The sequence below is a fragment of the Plantibacter flavus genome, from assembly GCF_900177615.1.
GTDB classification, from domain to species: domain Bacteria; phylum Actinomycetota; class Actinomycetes; order Actinomycetales; family Microbacteriaceae; genus Plantibacter; species Plantibacter flavus.
On record NZ_FXAP01000001.1, the window covers coordinates 1,051,932 to 1,068,810 of the forward strand.

Consider the following 16,879-nt stretch of genomic DNA (forward strand, 5'->3'; position numbering starts at 1 on the left):
CGGTGGACACAGCGCGGTCGGTTCGGGATCAGATCCCGAGCGAGCCGCGGAAGTCGCCTGCTTCGAGGCGGTTCTTCACCTGGACGAGGAAGCGTGCAGCGTCCGCGCCGTCGATGATGCGGTGGTCGTAGCTCAGCGCGAGGTAGACCGTCGAACGGATCGCGATGGCGTCTGCACCGTCGACCGTGACGACGACCGGCTTCTTCGTGACGATACCCGTACCGAGGATCGCCGACTGCGGCAGGAACACGATCGGGGTGTCGAACAGGGCGCCGCGCGAACCGGTGTTGGTCAGCGTGAACGTGCCGCCCGACAGCTCATCCGGCTGCAGCTTGTTGTCGCGAGTGCGCTGCGCGAGATCGGCGATCTCGGCGCCGAGCTCGGCGATCGACTTGGAGCCCGAGTTGCGGATGACCGGCGTCAGCAGGCCACGCTCGGTGTCCACGGCGATCGCGAGGTTCTCCGTCTCCGGGTACACGATCTGGTCGCCGTCGACGGTGGCGTTGATGATCGGGTACGTCTGGAGCGCCTCGCTGGCAGCAAGGGCGAAGAACGGCAGGAACGACAGCTTGTTGCCGGTCTTGGCGAGGAATTCGTCCTTGACGGCCGTGCGGAGTGCCGCGACCTTCGTGACGTCGACCTCGACGACGCTCGTCAGCTGGGCGGTGCCCTGCATCGAAGCGACGGCGCGCTCGGCGACGACCTTGCGCAGACGCGACATGGCCTTGCTCGTGCCACGCAGCTCGGAGACCTGGACGGTCGGAGCAGCGGGCGACTCCGTGGCGCCACCGGCGCTCTGAGCCTGCAGGACGTCTTCCTTGCGGATACGTCCGCCGACACCGGTGCCGGTGACCGTGCTGAGGTCGACGCCGTGCTGGTTGGCGAGACGACGCACCAGCGGCGTGACGTAACCGGAGTTGACGACCCCGCCAGCGGCAGGCGTCGAAGCTGCGGCCGGAGCCGCAGCAGCGGGAGCCGGAGCAGCGGCGGGCGCCGGAGCAGCAGGCGCAGCAGCGGGTGCCGGAGCAGCAGCAGGCGCAGCGGCGGGAGCCGGAGCGGCAGCTGGCGCCGGAGCAGCAGCGGGCGCCGGAGCTGCAGCAGGTGCAGGCTCAGCAGCGGGAGCAGGCGCCGCAGCAGGTGCCGGCTCGGGCTCGGCCGCGGGAGCGGGCTCAGCCGGAGCAGGCTCGGCAGCAGCCGGTTCCGCGGCGAGCGCGGGCTCCTCGGCGGCAGCCGCACCCGAACCATCACCGATGGTCACGAGAGCGGTGCCGACCTCGACGGTCTCGTCCTCCTGGACGAGGATCGCTTCGATGACACCCGCGACGGGCGAAGGGATCTCGGTGTCGACCTTGTCGGTCGACACTTCGAGCAGCGGCTCGTCGACCTCCACGGTGTCGCCGACATTCTTCAGCCAGCGGGTGACCGTACCCTCGGTGACACTCTCGCCGAGTGCCGGGAGGCTGACGGATTCGCTCATGACCTTGTCTCCTTTGAAACCTGTTGTGTGTTCACTAGCTTATTGGGGTGTTCGGAATGCGTCACAGCGCGTGCAGGGGCTTGCCTGCGAGCGCGAGGAATGCTTCGCCGAGCGCCTCGTTCTGCGTGGGGTGCGCGTGGATCAGCGGCGCGATGTCCTCGGGGTAGGCCTCCCAGTTGACGGCGAGCTGGCCTTCGGCGATGAGCTCACCGACGCGGGCGCCGATCATGTGCACACCGATGACGGGGCCGTCGTTGACCCGGATGACCTTGACGTTGCCGCTCGTGCCGATGATCTCGCTCTTGCCGTTGCCGGCCAGGTTGAAGTCGTAGCTCGTGATGTTGTCGGCGCCGTACTGCTCCGCCGCCTTCGCCTCGCTGAGACCGACGGACGCGATCTCGGGGTCGCTGTAGGTGACCTTCGGGATGTTGACGTCCTCGATGATGACCGGCTTGAGACCGGCGATCTCCTCGGCCACGAAGATGCCCTGCTGGAAGCCGCGGTGCGCGAGCTGCAGGCCGGGGACGATGTCGCCGACGGCGTAGAGGCCGGGGATGTTCGTCTCGAGACGGTCGTTGGTGATGACGAAGCCGCGGTCGATGGTGACACCGACCTCCTCGAAGCCGAGTCCGGCGGTCGACGGGCCACGGCCGACGGCGACGAGCAGCAGCTCTGCGTCGATCGTCTTGCCGTCTTCGAGCGTGATGTGCACGCCCGAGTCGTCCTGGGTGACACCCTGGAACCGCACGCCGAGCGAGTACTCGATGCCGCGCTTGCGGAACGCGCGCTCGAGCGCCTTGCTGATCGACTCGTCCTCGTTGGGGACGAGGTGGGGGAGTGCCTCGATGATCGTGACCTCGGTCCCGAACGACTTCCAGACGCTCGCGAACTCGACGCCGATCACGCCGCCGCCGAGGACGGCGACCTTCTTCGGCACGAAGTCGAGCTGCAGCGCCTGCTCGCTCGTGATGACGCGGCCACCGATCTCGAGACCGGGGAGCGAGCGGCTGTAGGAGCCCGTCGCGAGGATCACGTTCTTGCCGGTGATGAGGTCGTCGCCGACCTGCACGCTCGTCGGGGAGACCAGACGGCCCTCACCCTCGATGGTGGTGATGCCGCGGGCCTTCACGAGGCCCTGGAGTCCCTTGTACTTCTTCGCGACGATGCCCTCGCGGTACTTCGTGACGCCCTCGATGTCGATGCCTTCGAAGGTGGACTTGACGCCGTACTTCTCCGACTCGCGCGATGCGTCCGCGACCTCGGCGGAGTGCAGCAGCGCCTTCGTCGGGATGCAACCGCGGTGGAGGCAGGTGCCACCGACCTTGTCCTTCTCGATCATGCCGACGGTGAGGCCGAGCTGCGAAGCGCGCAACGCCGCAGCGTATCCGCCGCTTCCGCCTCCCAGGACTACCAGGTCAAAATTCTGCTCGGACACTCCGTTGCTCCTTGTGTGTGCTTCGTGGTCGATCGGAAACCGTCGTGGTGTGTTCGGCGGCGTCGAGGCGGGTCGAACCGCCCCCACCGACCTTACTACGGGTGGCTAATCCCCTCGGCCATTGCGAGGAGGGTGCGGACCGCAACGCCGGTCGGGCCCTTGGCGGTGAAGCCGTAGGGGGCGTCGCCGTTCATCGCGCTCCCGGCGATGTCCAGGTGGGCCCACGGGATGCGGGTGGTGCCGCCCTCCTCGTCAGTGCGGTCGGCGATGAACTCCTGGAGGAACGTGCCTGCGACGAGCATGCCGCCCGCGGTGGTCCCGGGCTTCGCGTTGGCGAGGTCGGCGACGTCGGAGTCGAGCACCTTGCGCAGCTCCGCGGGGAACGGCATCGGCCAGAACAGTTCGTCCGCACCGGAACCGGTCGCGATGAGGTCGGTGACGAACGAAGCGTCGCCCATGACGCCGGTGTAGCGGTTGCCGAGCGCGACCACGGCGGCTCCCGTGAGGGTCGCCACGTCGATGATGGCGTCCGGGCCCTCCTCGCCGGCGGCGACGAGGCCGTCGGCGAGGACCAGCCGGCCCTCGGCGTCGGTGTTGGTGACCTCGACCGTGCGTCCGCCTCGGATGGTGAGGACGTCGTTCGGCCGGATCGCCGTGCCCGACGGGAGGTTCTCGGCGAGGCAGAGCCACGCGGTCAGTCTGGTGGGCACCCCGAGACGAGCGGCCGCGGCGAGCACGGCGAGCACGGTCGCCGCGCCGGTCATGTCGTACTTCATGCCGACCATCGAGACCGGCGGCTTCAAGGAGAGGCCGCCGCTGTCGAAGGTGATGCCCTTCCCGACGAGGGCCAGGTGGCTTCTGGCCGCCTCCGGGTGGTAGCTCAGCTTCACGAGTCGCGGAGGCCGCGAGGAGCCCTGTCCGACACCGAGGATGCCACCGAAGCCGTCCTCGGCCAAGCGGGTCTCGTCCCATTCCTCGACCTCGACGTCGAGGCCGTCGACCGCTGCGCGGGCCGCGTCGGCGAAGGTCGCCGGGTAGAGCTCGTTCGGCGGCGTGTTGACCAGGTCCTTCACGAGCGCGACGGCCTCGGCGACCGCGGTGGCGTGCTCCGCGAGCCCGGCATCCGGTGCGTCCACGGTCGACGGGACGACGACGGTGATCTGCCCGAGCGGTGTCGGTGCCGGCGCGGATCCGACACCGCGCGACGCGGTGTAGCGGTAGGCGCCGATGGCCGCCCCCTCGAGGACGGCTTCGGCGGCGGCGGCCGTCTCCTCCGTCAACGCGAACGCGATCGAGGCCTGGCCGTCGATCGTCCTGGTCACTGCACCCGCGGCTCGTCGGAAGGCCGCGTCGTCCGCATCCGGACCGAGGCCGACCAGCACGAGACCGGAGGCCGCGCCGAACCGGTCCGGGAGGCGCCGCACCTGGTCTTCGGACCCCGTGACACCGGAGGCGCGCAGCTCGTCCGCGAGCGGTGAGTAGACATCGGGCGCCAAGAGCTCCGGTCCGTCGTCGCCCTTCCTCACCGCGAGGACGAGCAGCTCGGCCTCGACTCCCTCGACGGCGGCGGACAACACGGAGAGCACAGGGATCGTCATGCCTCCATCGTAGGCACGTGCCGTTCCGGACCGAGGCGGGGCCGCCGGTGTTCGCTCTCGGCGGTACCGCCGACGCTCGGAGGGGAAGGGCGCTGCGACACCCCCGTTTAGAGTTGAACCATGCCTACGCCTGACGACCTCTACGAGGTGCACCCGGAGATCGACATCCCCGCCGGCCTCCACCTCGTCGCGGGGCTCACCGGGTTCTCCGACGCCGGCGGCGCGGTCGGGCAGTTGAACGCCTACCTCGACGACGTCCTCGACACGACGGTCATCGCCGAGTTCGACGCCGACGTCCTGCTCGACTACCGGGCCCGCCGGCCGATCATCTCGTTCGACCAGGACCACCTGACGGAGTACCGGCCGCCTCGGCTGACCCTGTCGCTCGCCCACGACGAACTCGGATCGCCGTTCCTGCTGCTCACCGGTTTCGAGCCCGACTTCCTCTGGGACCGCTTCGTCGCTGCCGTGCTCGAGCTCGTCGATCGATTCCGGGTCAGCGACACCACGTGGGTGCACGCCATCCCGATGCCGGTCCCGCACACCAGGCCGATCGGCGTCACCGTCAGCGGCAACAGGTTCGACCTCATCGAGTCGCTCTCGGTCTGGCGCCCCCGCACCCAGGTACCGTCCAACGTGCTCCACCTCCTCGAGTACCGCCTCTACGAGCGCGGCGACAGCATCGCGGCCTTCGTGCTCCTCGTTCCGCACTACCTCGCCGACACGGAGTTCCCGGCCGCGGCGATCACGGCGATCGAGAGCCTCAGCGCGGCGACCGGGCTCATCTTCCCCACGGACCGTCTCCGCGAGGACAGCCGCGACTTCCTCGCCAAGATCGACGAGCAGGTCGGGACCAACCACGAGCTCGGCCAGCTGGTCACGACGCTCGAGGAGCGGTACGACGCCTACATGGCCGACAACTCGCCGAAATCGCCGCTCACCGACATCGACGGGGCGCTCCCGACGGCCGACGAGATCGCCGCGGAGCTCGAGAAGTTCCTCGCGAGCCGGCGCCACGGCGACGAGGACCGCTCGACCACCTAAGCTGGCTCGGTGGGATCTCGACGCGTCTGGTGGGTGTTCGGCGTCGGGGTGTTCGCCTACCTCATCACCGTCATGCAGCGGTCGACGCTCGGCGTGGCAGCGGTGGACGCCACCGAGCGATTCCAGATCGACGCCGCAGCGCTGTCGACCCTCGCCGTCGCGCAGCTCATCGTGTACGCCGCGATGCAGGTCCCGGTCGGGGTGCTCATCGACCGCCTCGGACCTCGCGTCCTGATCATCGCGGGGCTGACGGTCGTCATGGCGGGCCAGGTCTGGCTGGGTCTCACGACCGGACTCGGCGGCGCGATCGTCGGCCGGATGCTGGTCGGCCTCGGCGACGCCGCGGTGTTCACCTCCGTGTTGCGGCTCGTGAACTCCTGGTTCCCCACCCGTCGGGTGCCGATCGTCTCGCAGTGGGTCGGCAACATCGGGCAGATCGGACAGATCCTCTCGGCGGTGCCGTTCTCCTTCGTCCTGCACGCCTTCGGCTGGTCGCCGGCGTTCCTCAGTGCGGCCGGACTCGTCCTCCTGGCGCTCGTCGGGGTGTTGATCGTCGTCCGCGACCGGCCGTCCGGTTCCGACGAGGCGCCGCGCCCCGAGACCTGGGGCCACGTCGTCCGCGAGGTCGTCATCAGTCTGCGTCGGCCAGGGACGCGTCTCGGGTTCTGGTCGCACTTCGTCACCCAGTCCTCCGGTACGGTCCTCACGCTCCTCTGGGGCTTCCCGTTCATGGTCTACGCGCTCGGCTACCCGCAGCCCCTCGCCGCATCGTTGCTCATCGTGATCGTGGTCTCCGGCATGATCGCGGGACCCATCCTCGGGGTGCTCACCGCCCGGTTCCCCTATCGGCGGAGCAACCTCGTGCTCGGGATCGTCACGATCATGGGCGTCGCCTGGGCCGCACTCCTCCTCTGGCCGGGCGTCCCACCGATGTGGCTCGTGATCGTCCTGTTCGTCGTGGTCGGGGTCGGTGGCCCCGGTTCACTCATCGGGTTCGACTTCGCTCGCACCTTCAACCCCATCCGCGCGCTCGGCGGGGCGAACGGCATCGTGAACGTCGGTGGGTTCCTCGCCAGCTTCGTCATGATGTTCCTCATCGGTCTCATCATCGACGCGGTCAGCGGGGGATCCCGTGCCGACTACTCCATGGACAGCTTCCGGATCGCCTTCTCCGTGCAGTACCTGGTGGTCGGGTTCGGGGTCGCGATGCTGCTCGTCGCACGGTCCCGCACACGGAGACGCTTTGCCGAGGACGAGGGCATCGCCGTCGGTCCGCTGTGGATCGCGGTCAGAGCCAGACTCGGGCGCCGTCGCTGAGCGTTCGCTTCGTCCACCGATCCCACCCTTGACAAACTGCCTGTGGCTCTGGGGTCTTCCGGCGCGCGCTATAATGGAACACGGACCCGTTCACCTCTCGGAATGTCGGCGGCCCTTTTCGGGTTGCACTGCACCAAGACTTGACATGGGTCCTCGTAATGTCCGAAATCACGGACGATCCGGCGATGACTGTCCATGCCGGGTCCGAACAGGAAGGTGCAGCTATGGCCACCAAGACGGCTCGCGCAGACGAAGCAGCGCCAGCAGACGAGGCCACGGAGGCTCCCGCAGCGAAGGCTCGGACCACCAAGGCCACCACGACCCGAGCGAAGGCTGCTCCCAAGAAGGCCACCCGCGCCAAGGCGGGTACGAAGTCGAGCACGGAGCCCGACGAGGGCACGGACGACGAGGACGTCGTCGTCGAGGTCGTCGCCGACGACGCCGTGGTCGACGCGCCCGCAGGCGACGCCACCGAGGCGGTCGAGGAGGAGGACGACAAGTCCGTGCCGGAGATCACCCTCCCCACCGACGCACTCGTGCTCTCCAACAGCGACGACGACGAGATCCCGGTGTACTCGGCCGCGATCACCGGCGCAACCGCCGACCCGGTCAAGGACTACCTCAAGCAGATCGGTAAGGTCGCGCTCCTCAACGCGGCCGAAGAGGTCGAACTCGCGATGCGCATCGAGGCGGGCCTCTTCGCCGAGGACAAGCTCGCCCAGCTCTCCGACCTCGAGAAGCGCTCGCGGGTCGGTCGTGAGCTGCAGTGGGTCGCGAAGGACGGCGCCCGCGCCAAGAGCCACCTCCTCGGGGCGAACCTCCGACTCGTCGTGAGCCTCGCGAAGCGGTACACGGGCCGAGGCATGCAGTTCCTCGACCTCATCCAGGAGGGCAACCTGGGCCTCATCCGTGCGGTCGAGAAGTTCGACTACACCAAGGGCTTCAAGTTCTCCACCTACGCGACCTGGTGGATCCGTCAGGCCATCACGCGTGCCATGGCCGACCAGGCGCGCACCATCCGCATCCCGGTGCACATGGTCGAGGTCATCAACAAGCTCGCCCGCGTCCAGCGGCAGATGCTGCAGGACCTGGGCCGCGAGCCCACGCCCGAGGAGCTCAGCCGCGAACTCGACATGACGCCCGAGAAGGTCATCGAGGTCCAGAAGTACGGCCGCGAGCCCATCTCGCTGCACACGCCCCTCGGCGAAGACGGCGACAGCGAGTTCGGCGACCTCATCGAGGACACCGAGGCGGTCGTGCCGGCCGACGCCGTCAGCTTCACCATGCTGCAGAAACAGCTGGAGTCGCTCCTGGACTCGCTCTCCGAGCGGGAAGCGGGCGTCATCCGGATGCGCTTCGGCCTCGGCGACGGCATGCCCAAGACGCTCGATCAGATCGGCGACACCTTCGGGGTCACCCGTGAGCGCATCCGGCAGATCGAGTCGAAGACCATGGCGAAGCTGCGTCACCCGAGCCGATCCCAGTCGCTCCGCGACTACCTCGAGTAGGAGCATGCGCTACGCCCCGGCCATCCTCGCCGGTCGTGCCGTCCGATTCCTCGCCAGGCTGCGCAAGCCGGGCGGGGGATCGGCCGTTCCCGGCCTCGTGGTCAACCGCATCGCGCCCGGGTTCCTCCCCGACACGTTGAACGCCTTCCCGCGTGGTCTCGTGATCGTGAGCGGCTCGAGCGGGAAGTCGACGACCACCAAGATGCTCGTCGGCATCCTGCGTGCCCACGGTGTGTCGGTCTTCACGAACCCGTCCACGGCGAACATCTCCCAGGGCCTCACCTCGGCTCTCCTCGAACGAGCCGACCTCCGCGGCCGGATCGACGCCGAGCTCGGGGTGCTCGAGATGGACGAAGGACACGGCGCACTCATCGCGCCGCGACTCGCGCCCGCCCATGTCATCCTGACGAACGTGTCCGTCGACCAGATCGACCGCTTCCACGACGCCGCCATGGTGGCGCGCATGCTCGACGCGATCGCTGCCCGATCGAGTACGTCGCTCGTCTTGAACGGTGATGACGCGCTCGTCGACGCGGTCGCGCCAGGCAGCGACGCGACGCGATGGCGGTACGGCGTCTCGACGGCGGTGCTCGGCGCCAGCGCACGCGGCCTCGGGTACAGCACGACCTCGTCCGATCGGGTCGACCCCGGTTCCGGAACCGTCGTCGAAGCCCTCGACGGCGACCTGGTGTCCATCACCCACCGCGGCGAGACCGTCCGGTTCCGTCTGCCGGCCCGCGGCGTGCACTACGCCGTGGATGCCGCTGCCGCCCTCTCCGGCGCCGCCGCGATCCTCGGCCCCGAGTTCCAGCTCGCCACCGCGGCGGAGTCGTTCCGCGCGCTCACGCCGGTGTTCGGCCGCGGCGAGGTGACGACCGTCCGCGGTGTCGAGGTCGAGTTCGTCCTCGTCCAGAACCCCGCGAGCTTCCAGCTCAACGTCGACAGCCTCGCGGCCGACACGGAGCAGATCCTGGTGGCCGTCGGGAGCGACGTCCGCGATCCCTCGTACCTCTGGCCGGTCGACACGTCCAGGCTCGGTCGTGTGGCGCTCGTGTCGGGGTCCAAGGCCTGGGAGGCCGCGCTGCAGCTGGGCTACGACGGCGTCGAGATCGACCGGATCGAACCGGACCTCGGTTCGGCGTTGGACGCGTTCCTCGCCCTCCCGGCGCCCGCGCACGGTCGGAAGACCGTGATCTTCACCGCCGACTCGATGCGCCGCACCCGCGCGCACCTCGGCCTCGCCTCGAACGATCAGGACGACGCATGACGACCGAGCCGACGATCACCATCGCCGTCCTCCTGCCATCGAGCTGCAATGTGAACGGCGACGCCGAGAACGGCGCGGTCCTCGCTCGCCGGGCCCGCGCGCGTGGCCTCACCGTCGAGCTCGTCCCCGTCGAATCGGTCGCCGAGCTCCCGAACACGGTCCACGCGGTCGTCCTCGGGTCGTGCGACGACCCGTCGGCGCCACAGGTGCTGGATGCGCTCCGGCCGTTCCGCGACGCGTTCATCGCCTGGGTGGAGGCCCGCGTGCCCGTCCTCGCGGTCGCCAACGGATGGAAGCTTCTCACTCGCCGGCTCGAGCTGGTACCGGGGAGCTGGGTCGAGGGCCTCGCCATCATCGAGGGCGACGCCCCGTTGCGGCGCACGCGGGCGAGTGACGACCTCGTCGTCGTGCCGAGCGGCGGCCTCGAGCTCGACGCCCCGGTACTCGTCGGGTACGAGAACCACGGGCGGGACTTCCGAGCCGGGACGGGCGTCGAGTCGATCGGCACCGTGCAGCACGGACGAGGCAACGGCCACGGCACGGAGGGTGCGCTGGTCGGACCGTTCGTCGGGACCCACCTGCACGGTCCCGTCCTCGCCAAGAACCCGGAACTGGCCGATCGGCTGCTCCGTCTGGCGATCACGGTCGCCGGGGGCACCTCGATGCTCGACGAATCTCCGGAGCTCCACGCCCTCGACGAGATCGCCGCCAACGCCAGAGCGCAGATCGTCTCGTCGCTCGCGTGAGTACGCCCGTTCTCGAGCCTGCGCTGGTCTGAGCCCGCGCTTCCTCGATGACATGACGAAGGGCCCCGGATCTCGGATCCGGGGCCCTTCGTCGTGATGCCGGTGGACTAGGCGCGCTGCTCGTTGAAGAGTCGCGCGGACTCGTCGTGCCAGTCGGTCGCGACCTGCGTCAGCTTCTCCTGGTACTTCTTGCCGTGGTGCGCGCAGAACAGCAGTTCACCGCTGTTCATCTGCACGCGGATGTAGGCCTGTGCTCCGCACAGATCGCAACGATCGGCGGCAGTCAGTTGCTGGGCGTCGAGGTCACTCGGCGTGCTCTCGGTAGCAGTCTGTGACATGTGCTCCTCCTGACTCGGGCGGCTACGAAACTCGTAGTACTCATGAAAGCACGCGATTGTCACAACGGGGTCCCATTCCGTGTTCGTTTCGCTGTGCGCGTAGATGATTCGGATCAACCGTGCAGCCGGATGGGTCGACGACCAGCGAGAACGCGCCGTCGAGCGGGTCCGGGCGATCGCGCGCCGAGTGTCTCCCTCGGCGTGTCGGTGCCGACGACTACGCTGGGAAGCGTGAGCAGCGACTACTCCGCCAGGCATCTCTCCGTCCTCGAAGGCCTCGAGGCGGTGCGCAAGCGACCGGGCATGTACATCGGTTCCACCGACTCGCGCGGCCTCATGCACTGCCTTTGGGAGATCATCGACAACTCCGTCGACGAGGCCCTCGGCGGGTACGGCGATCAGATCGAGATCGTCCTCCACGCCGATCAGAGCGTCGAGGTGCGCGACCACGCACGTGGTATCCCGGTGGACATCGAGCCGAAGACCGGCCTCTCCGGTGTCGAGGTCGTCTTCACCAAGCTCCACGCCGGCGGGAAGTTCGGCGGCGGTTCGTACGCCGCGTCCGGCGGGCTGCACGGCGTCGGCGCATCCGTCGTCAACGCCCTGTCCGAGCGACTCGACGTCGAGGTCGATCGCGGCGGCAAGACCTACGCCATGTCGTTCCACCGCGGTGAGCCGGGGATCTTCGCCGACACGGGGGAGCCGACCCCGGACGCACCCTTCACGCCGTTCGAGAAGCAGAGCGAGCTCCGCGTCATCGGTAAGACGAAGCGCGGCGTGACCGGCACCCGGATCCGCTACTGGGCGGACCGCCAGATCTTCACGAAGGGCGCCCAGTTCCAGGCCGAGGAGCTCCTCGGCCGCGCGCGCCAGACCGCCTTCCTCATCAAGGGGCTCGGCATCCACATCCGCGACGAGACCGTCGAGGAGCCGACCGAGGCGATGTTCCGCTACGAGGGCGGCATCTCCGAGTTCGTCGACTACCTCGCGGGCGACACCGCACTCACCGACACCTGGCGTCTCACCGGCAGCGGCACGTTCACCGAGACCGTCCCGGTGCTGTCGCCGTCGGGCACCATGGTCGCCACCGAGGTGGAGCGCGAGGCAGAGGTCGACATCGCGCTCCGGTGGGGGACCGGGTACGAGACGGTCATGCGCAGCTTCGTCAACATCATCGCCACGCCGAAGGGCGGCACGCACCAACTCGGATTCGATCAGGGCCTCCTGAAGTTCCTCCGCGCCCAGGTCGAGCAGAACGCCCGTCGACTCAAGGTCGGCACGGACAAGCTCGAGAAGGACGACGTCCTCGCGGGCCTCACAGCGGTGCTGACGGTGCGCCTCGCGGAGCCGCAGTTCGAGGGCCAGACGAAGGAGATCCTCGGTACGCCGGCGGTCCGCGCGATCGTCGCCAACGTCGTCACGAAGGAGCTCAAGGAGCGGTTCGCCTCGACCAAGCGCGACGACAAGGCCCAGACCGCGCTCGTGCTCGAGAAGATCGTGTCGGAGATGAAGTCCCGGATCTCCGCCCGGACCCACAAGGAGACGCAACGCCGCAAGAACGCGCTCGAGAACTCGTCGCTCCCGGCGAAGCTGGTCGACTGCCGCTCGGGCAACCTCGAGTCCAGCGAACTCTTCATCGTCGAGGGCGACTCGGCACTGGGCACGGCGAAGCTCGCCCGAGACAGCTCCTACCAGGCGCTGCTCCCGATCCGAGGCAAGATCCTCAACGTGCAGAAGGCCTCCGTCTCCGACATGCTGTCGAACGCCGAATGCGCGTCCATCATCCAGGTCATCGGCGCGGGCTCCGGACGATCGTTCGATCTCGACGCCGCCCGCTACGGCAAGATCATCCTCATGAGCGACGCCGACGTCGACGGCGCCCACATCCGGACGCTCCTGCTCACCCTCTTCTTCCGGTACATGCGGCCGCTGATCGAAGCGGGTCGCGTGTTCGCCGCGGTACCGCCGCTCCACCGCGTCATCGTCATCAACCCCGGCTCCAAGCCGAACGAGACGATCTACACGTATTCCGAAGCCGAACTGCACGCGGTGCTGAGTGACCTCAAGCGCACCGGCAAGAAGCACCAGGAACCGATCCAGCGCTACAAGGGCCTGGGCGAGATGGACGCCGACCAGCTGGCCACGACCACCATGGACCGCCGTCACCGGACGCTGCGCCGTGTCCGGGTCGAGGATGCGGAATCGGCCGGACGGATCTTCGAACTCCTCATGGGCAACGACGTCGCCCCGCGCAAGGAGTTCATCGTCGACAGCTCCGACCGGCTGTCGCGTGAGAGCATCGACGTCTGATCGTCGGTCGTCCACCGAGGAGCAGGACCGACGACGAAGGCCCGGATCGAGCAGTGCGCTCAGTCCGGGCCTTCGTCAGTGCGCAGCTCCGATCAGGACGATTCGTCGTTCGCTGCCGCCTCGTCCGTCGCCGGTGCTGCCGGTGCGGTGATCGCGCCGCCGATGAACCCGACGGGGGCGTCGAGCGGCACCCCTGAGGCATCGCGTTTCGCTCCGACCTCCGGGAGCGTCCGCGGTGTCCCGTCCGTCCCGACGGCGTGCGCCGGAGCGGCGCCGACCCACGCGACGGCCAGCTGGTCCTCGCCCTTCAGGAAGCGCTGCGACCGGACACCGCCGGTCGCACGACCCTTGGCGGGGAACTCCGAGAACTCCGACACCTTCGCGCTCCCGGTGTCCGTTCCGGCGAGCGTCAGCGAATTGGTCGCGACGGTCACGACGACGACGTCGTCGGTGGGCAGGACCGCCGTGAACGAGATGACCTTCGCGCCGGCCGCCAGGTTGATGCCGGCCATGCCACCCGCGGCCCGCCCCTGCGGACGGACGGACGTCGCCGCGAAACGGAGCAGTTGTGCATCGGAGGCGACGAAGACGAGTTCCGCGTCGTCGCCGACCTGGGCGGCCCCGACGACGTGGTCGCGCGGCTTGAGCGTGATGACCTCGAAGTCCGGCTTGTTCGGCAGGTCGCCGGGGATGACCCGCTTGACGACGCCGGTCTCGGTTCCCAGCACGATCGGCTGCTCCGAGGTCAGAGAGACGATCGCCAGCACGCGTTCGTCACGGTTCGGGAGCGACAGGTACTCGCCCATCCGGACGCCGGCCGCGAGCTGGATGGAGGCCGCCGGCACCGCGGGGAGGTCGAGCGGGGTGAACCGGATGACGCGACCGAGGCTCGTGACCGCGCCGAGTTCGGTACGGCTCGTGGTCTCGACGACACTCAGGATCGCATCGTGCTTGCTCCGCCGACCGGGTCGTGGTGCGGGTGCGTCCTGCTCGAGGTCGACGCGGAGCGCCCGTCCGGTCGCGCTGAGGTAGACGCGGCACGGGGTGTCGGCGAGCTCGAGCACCGGTGCGCTCTTCCCGCGGCCGGTCGTCGCGACGCTCGGCTTGGCATTCGTCAGCATGGTCCGGCGCGGCGTGCCGAACTGCTCGGCCGCAGCGGCGAGCTCTGCGGAGACCGCGGCGCGGATGAGTCGCTGGCTCCCGAGCAACCGCTCGAGCTCGGCGATCTCCGCCAGCAGCTTGTCGCGCTCGGCCTCGAGTTCGATCCGCGAGAACTTGGTGAGTCGTCGGAGACGGAGTTCGAGGATGTACTCGGCCTGCAGCTGCGAGAGGTCGAAGACCTCGATGAGCCTCGCGCGGGCCTGTTCCGAGTCGTCGCTCGCGCGGATGACCTGGATGACCTCGTCGATGTCGAGGATGGCGATGAGGAGGCCCTCCACGAGGTGGAGGCGTTCCTTGCGTCTCGCCAACCGGAACCGGCTCCGGCGGGTGACCACGCTGATGCGGTGGTCGACGTACACCTGCAGCAGTTCCCGGAGGCCGAGCGTCTGTGGGCCGCCGTCGACGAGCGCGACGTTGTTGATGCTGAAGGAGTCCTCGAGGGGCGTGTAGCGGTAGAGCTGCTCCAGGACGGCCTCGGGGGAGAAGCCGGTCTTGATCCCGATCACGAGGCGGAGCCCGTGGATGCGGTCCGTCAGGTCGGTGACGTCGGAGATGCCGTTGAGCTTCTTGGAGCTGACACCGTCCTTGATCTTCTCGATGATCTTCTCCGGACCGACCAGGTAGGGCAGTTCGGTGATGACCAGACCGGTCTTCCGCGCGGTGACCGCTTCGACGGAGACCTTCGCGCGGGTCTTGAAGGAGCCGCGACCGGTGGCGTAGGCGTCCTTGATGCCGTCCAGCCCGACGATCGTGCCGCCCGAGGGGAGGTCGGGACCCGGGACGAACTCCATCAGGTCTTCGAGGGTGGCCTGAGGATGCGCGATGAGGTGCCGTGCGGCACCGATCACCTCGACGAGGTTGTGCGGCGCCATGTTGGTCGCCATACCGACCGCGATGCCACTGGCGCCGTTCACGAGGAGGTTCGGGAACGCGGCCGGGAGGACCTCGGGCTGCATGAACTGGTTGTCGTAGTTCGGGACGAAGTCGACGACGTCCTCGTCGAGGTCGGCCGTCAGCGCGAGTGCGGCGGCATCCAGCCGGGCCTCCGTGTACCGCGGCGCGGCGGGCCCGTCGTCGAGCGAGCCGAAGTTCCCGTGCCCGTCGATGAGCGGGACGCGGAGCGTGAAGGGCTGTGCGAGGCGGACGAGTGCGTCGTAGATCGCCGTGTCGCCGTGTGGGTGCAGCTTCCCCATCACCTCACCGACGACGCGGGCCGACTTCACGTGGCCACGATCGGGGCGCAGGCCCATCTCGGTCATCTGGTAGAGGATGCGGCGCTGCACCGGCTTCAGGCCGTCGCGCGCGTCGGGGAGGGCGCGGGCGTAGATGACCGAATAGGCGTACTCCAGGAAGGAGGTCTGCATCTCCGACGAGACATCGATGTCCTCGATGCGCTCGCCACTGGTCTCCGTCGGCGGGGTCTGCTGTTGGCGGGTCATTCCGTGTCTCTGCTGAGGGGAGTCGAGCCGGTGCTCGACGAGGATGGCGGGGCGCGGTCGTCAGCGCGGTGTGCGAGACTGAGCCCGATGACCACCATGCTACCGACGGTCGATCCGGAGTCACGCAGCCTTGCCGGTGTCCTCCCGGATTGCCTCGCATCCCTGACGGTGGGCGGTGGATCGCTGCCCCGGGCGGACCACGCCGTCGTCGTCCTCGTCGACGGCCTCGGCGCCGCGAACCTGCGTGGAGCAGCCGCCCACGCTCGGTTCCTCGCGCCGCGCCTCGGCCCGCGCTCCACCACGACGTCGGCGTTCCCGTCGACGACCGCGGCCGGGATCGCGACGCTGACCACCGGCGCGTTGCCGGGTCGGCACGGCCTCGTCAGCTACCGGGCACGGGACCTGGCGGGCGACCGGGTCGTGAACCAGCTCAGCGGCTGGGACGCCGGCATGGTGCCCGAGACCTGGCAGCGCCTCCCGACCGTGTTCGAGCGAGCGAGAGCCGAGGGCGTCACCACGACGGTGATCGGTCAGGAGCGGTACCGCAATTCGGGCTTCACCCGAGCCGTACTCCGAGGGGCGGACTATCGGGCCGGACGCTCGATGGCGGACCGCCTCGACGCGGCGCGAGAGATCGTGTCGACGACCGCCGGACCCACACTCAGCTACGTGTACGTCCCCGAGCTCGACCAGGCGGCGCACGAATACGGGTGGGAGTCGGGACGCTGGACGGCGCTCCTCGAGGAACTCGACGGCGATCTCAAGCGGTGGTCGTCCCGCCTACCCGCGTCGACCGGCGCGCTCATCACCGCCGACCACGGGGTCATCGACGTCGCACCCCACCAGCACGTGCTCTTCGACCAGGTCCCCGAGCTCGTGGCCGGTGTCCGCCACATCGGTGGGGAGCCGCGATGCCTCCACCTCTATCTGGACGCCGCTGCAGGCCCAGCGGATCGGGAGCGCCTGGCTGAGGCCTGGCGAGCCGAGGAGGGCGGCCGCGCCTGGATCGCGACACGCGAGCAGGCGATCGACCACGGCTGGTACGGCGAGGTCGACCCTGAGGTGCTGCCACGGATCGGCGACGTCATCGTCGCCGCCCGCAAGCGCATCGCCTACTACGACTCACGTCCCGCCGATCAGAGCGCGAGAGGCATGATCGGACAGCACGGATCGCTCACCGACGACGAACGCCGGATTCCGCTCCTCGGCCTCGGCCGTTACGAGCCCTGAGGCCCGGAC

Annotated in this window: 12 protein-coding genes; 7 read left to right on the forward strand and 5 right to left on the reverse strand. The window is 68.9% G+C overall.

Features of this window, described 5'->3' with window-relative positions; genetic code table 11:
• Positions 1-28: 28 nt before the first annotated feature.
• The 3 genes from B9Y95_RS04965 to B9Y95_RS04975 form a co-directional block, all read right to left on the reverse strand.
• A complete protein-coding gene (locus B9Y95_RS04965) occupies positions 29-1,477 on the reverse strand; it encodes a 2-oxo acid dehydrogenase subunit E2 (protein WP_085510834.1) in 1,449 nt (482 codons plus the stop codon).
• Between the two features lie 61 nt (positions 1,478-1,538).
• Positions 1,539-2,912 carry a dihydrolipoyl dehydrogenase gene (lpdA, locus tag B9Y95_RS04970; RefSeq protein WP_064293772.1) on the reverse strand — a complete coding sequence of 458 codons (1,374 nt, stop codon included), beginning with the start codon at positions 2,910-2,912 and terminating at the stop codon, positions 1,539-1,541.
• A gap of 95 nt (positions 2,913-3,007) precedes the next feature.
• Entirely contained in the window at positions 3,008-4,510 is a 1,503-nt protein-coding gene (locus B9Y95_RS04975; RefSeq protein WP_085510835.1) for a leucyl aminopeptidase, read from the reverse strand.
• A gap of 120 nt (positions 4,511-4,630) precedes the next feature.
• Between B9Y95_RS04975 and B9Y95_RS04980 the strand changes: the two genes are divergently transcribed.
• The 5 genes from B9Y95_RS04980 (at position 4,631) to B9Y95_RS05000 (ending at position 10,392) form a co-directional block, all read left to right on the forward strand.
• Entirely contained in the window at positions 4,631-5,554 is a 924-nt protein-coding gene (locus tag B9Y95_RS04980) for a proteasome assembly chaperone family protein (protein ID WP_071260060.1), read from the forward strand.
• 9 nt (positions 5,555-5,563) lie between these two features.
• Positions 5,564-6,871 carry an MFS transporter gene (locus B9Y95_RS04985; protein WP_085510836.1) on the forward strand — a complete coding sequence of 436 codons (1,308 nt, stop codon included), beginning with the start codon at positions 5,564-5,566 and terminating at the stop codon, positions 6,869-6,871.
• Positions 6,872-7,056: 185 nt separating this feature from the next.
• Positions 7,057-8,379, forward strand: a complete 1,323-nt coding sequence (locus tag B9Y95_RS04990) for an RNA polymerase sigma factor (RefSeq protein ID WP_079706303.1) — start codon at positions 7,057-7,059, stop codon at positions 8,377-8,379.
• A 4-nt stretch (positions 8,380-8,383) separates the two neighbouring features.
• The gene (locus B9Y95_RS04995) at positions 8,384-9,646 is read left to right on the forward strand and encodes a MurT ligase domain-containing protein (RefSeq protein WP_085510837.1); all 1,263 of its coding nucleotides are present in this window, start codon (positions 8,384-8,386) and stop codon (positions 9,644-9,646) included.
• Complete coding sequence (locus B9Y95_RS05000) at positions 9,643-10,392, forward strand: hypothetical protein (protein WP_085510838.1); 750 nt, start codon at positions 9,643-9,645, stop codon at positions 10,390-10,392. Before B9Y95_RS04995 ends, B9Y95_RS05000 begins: the two co-directional genes overlap by 4 nt.
• Positions 10,393-10,499: 107 nt before the next feature.
• On the opposite strand, the gene B9Y95_RS05005 is transcribed toward B9Y95_RS05000, so the two are convergent.
• Positions 10,500-10,730 carry a DUF7455 domain-containing protein gene (locus B9Y95_RS05005; protein WP_079705880.1) on the reverse strand — a complete coding sequence of 77 codons (231 nt, stop codon included), beginning with the start codon at positions 10,728-10,730 and terminating at the stop codon, positions 10,500-10,502.
• A gap of 231 nt (positions 10,731-10,961) precedes the next feature.
• On the opposite strand from B9Y95_RS05005, the gene B9Y95_RS05010 reads away from it, so the two are divergent.
• On the forward strand, positions 10,962-13,040 hold the full coding sequence (locus B9Y95_RS05010) for a DNA gyrase/topoisomerase IV subunit B (protein ID WP_229938850.1): 2,079 nt from the start codon (positions 10,962-10,964) through the stop codon (positions 13,038-13,040).
• A gap of 92 nt (positions 13,041-13,132) precedes the next feature.
• Here B9Y95_RS05010 and B9Y95_RS05015 read toward each other — a convergent pair whose 3' ends face one another.
• Complete coding sequence (locus tag B9Y95_RS05015) at positions 13,133-15,640, reverse strand: DNA gyrase/topoisomerase IV subunit A (protein WP_085510840.1); 2,508 nt, start codon at positions 15,638-15,640, stop codon at positions 13,133-13,135.
• Positions 15,641-15,727: 87 nt separating this feature from the next.
• On the opposite strand from B9Y95_RS05015, the gene B9Y95_RS05020 reads away from it, so the two are divergent.
• On the forward strand, positions 15,728-16,870 hold the full coding sequence (locus B9Y95_RS05020; protein ID WP_234993965.1) for an alkaline phosphatase family protein: 1,143 nt from the start codon (positions 15,728-15,730) through the stop codon (positions 16,868-16,870).
• The last annotated feature ends 9 nt before the right edge of the window (positions 16,871-16,879 follow it).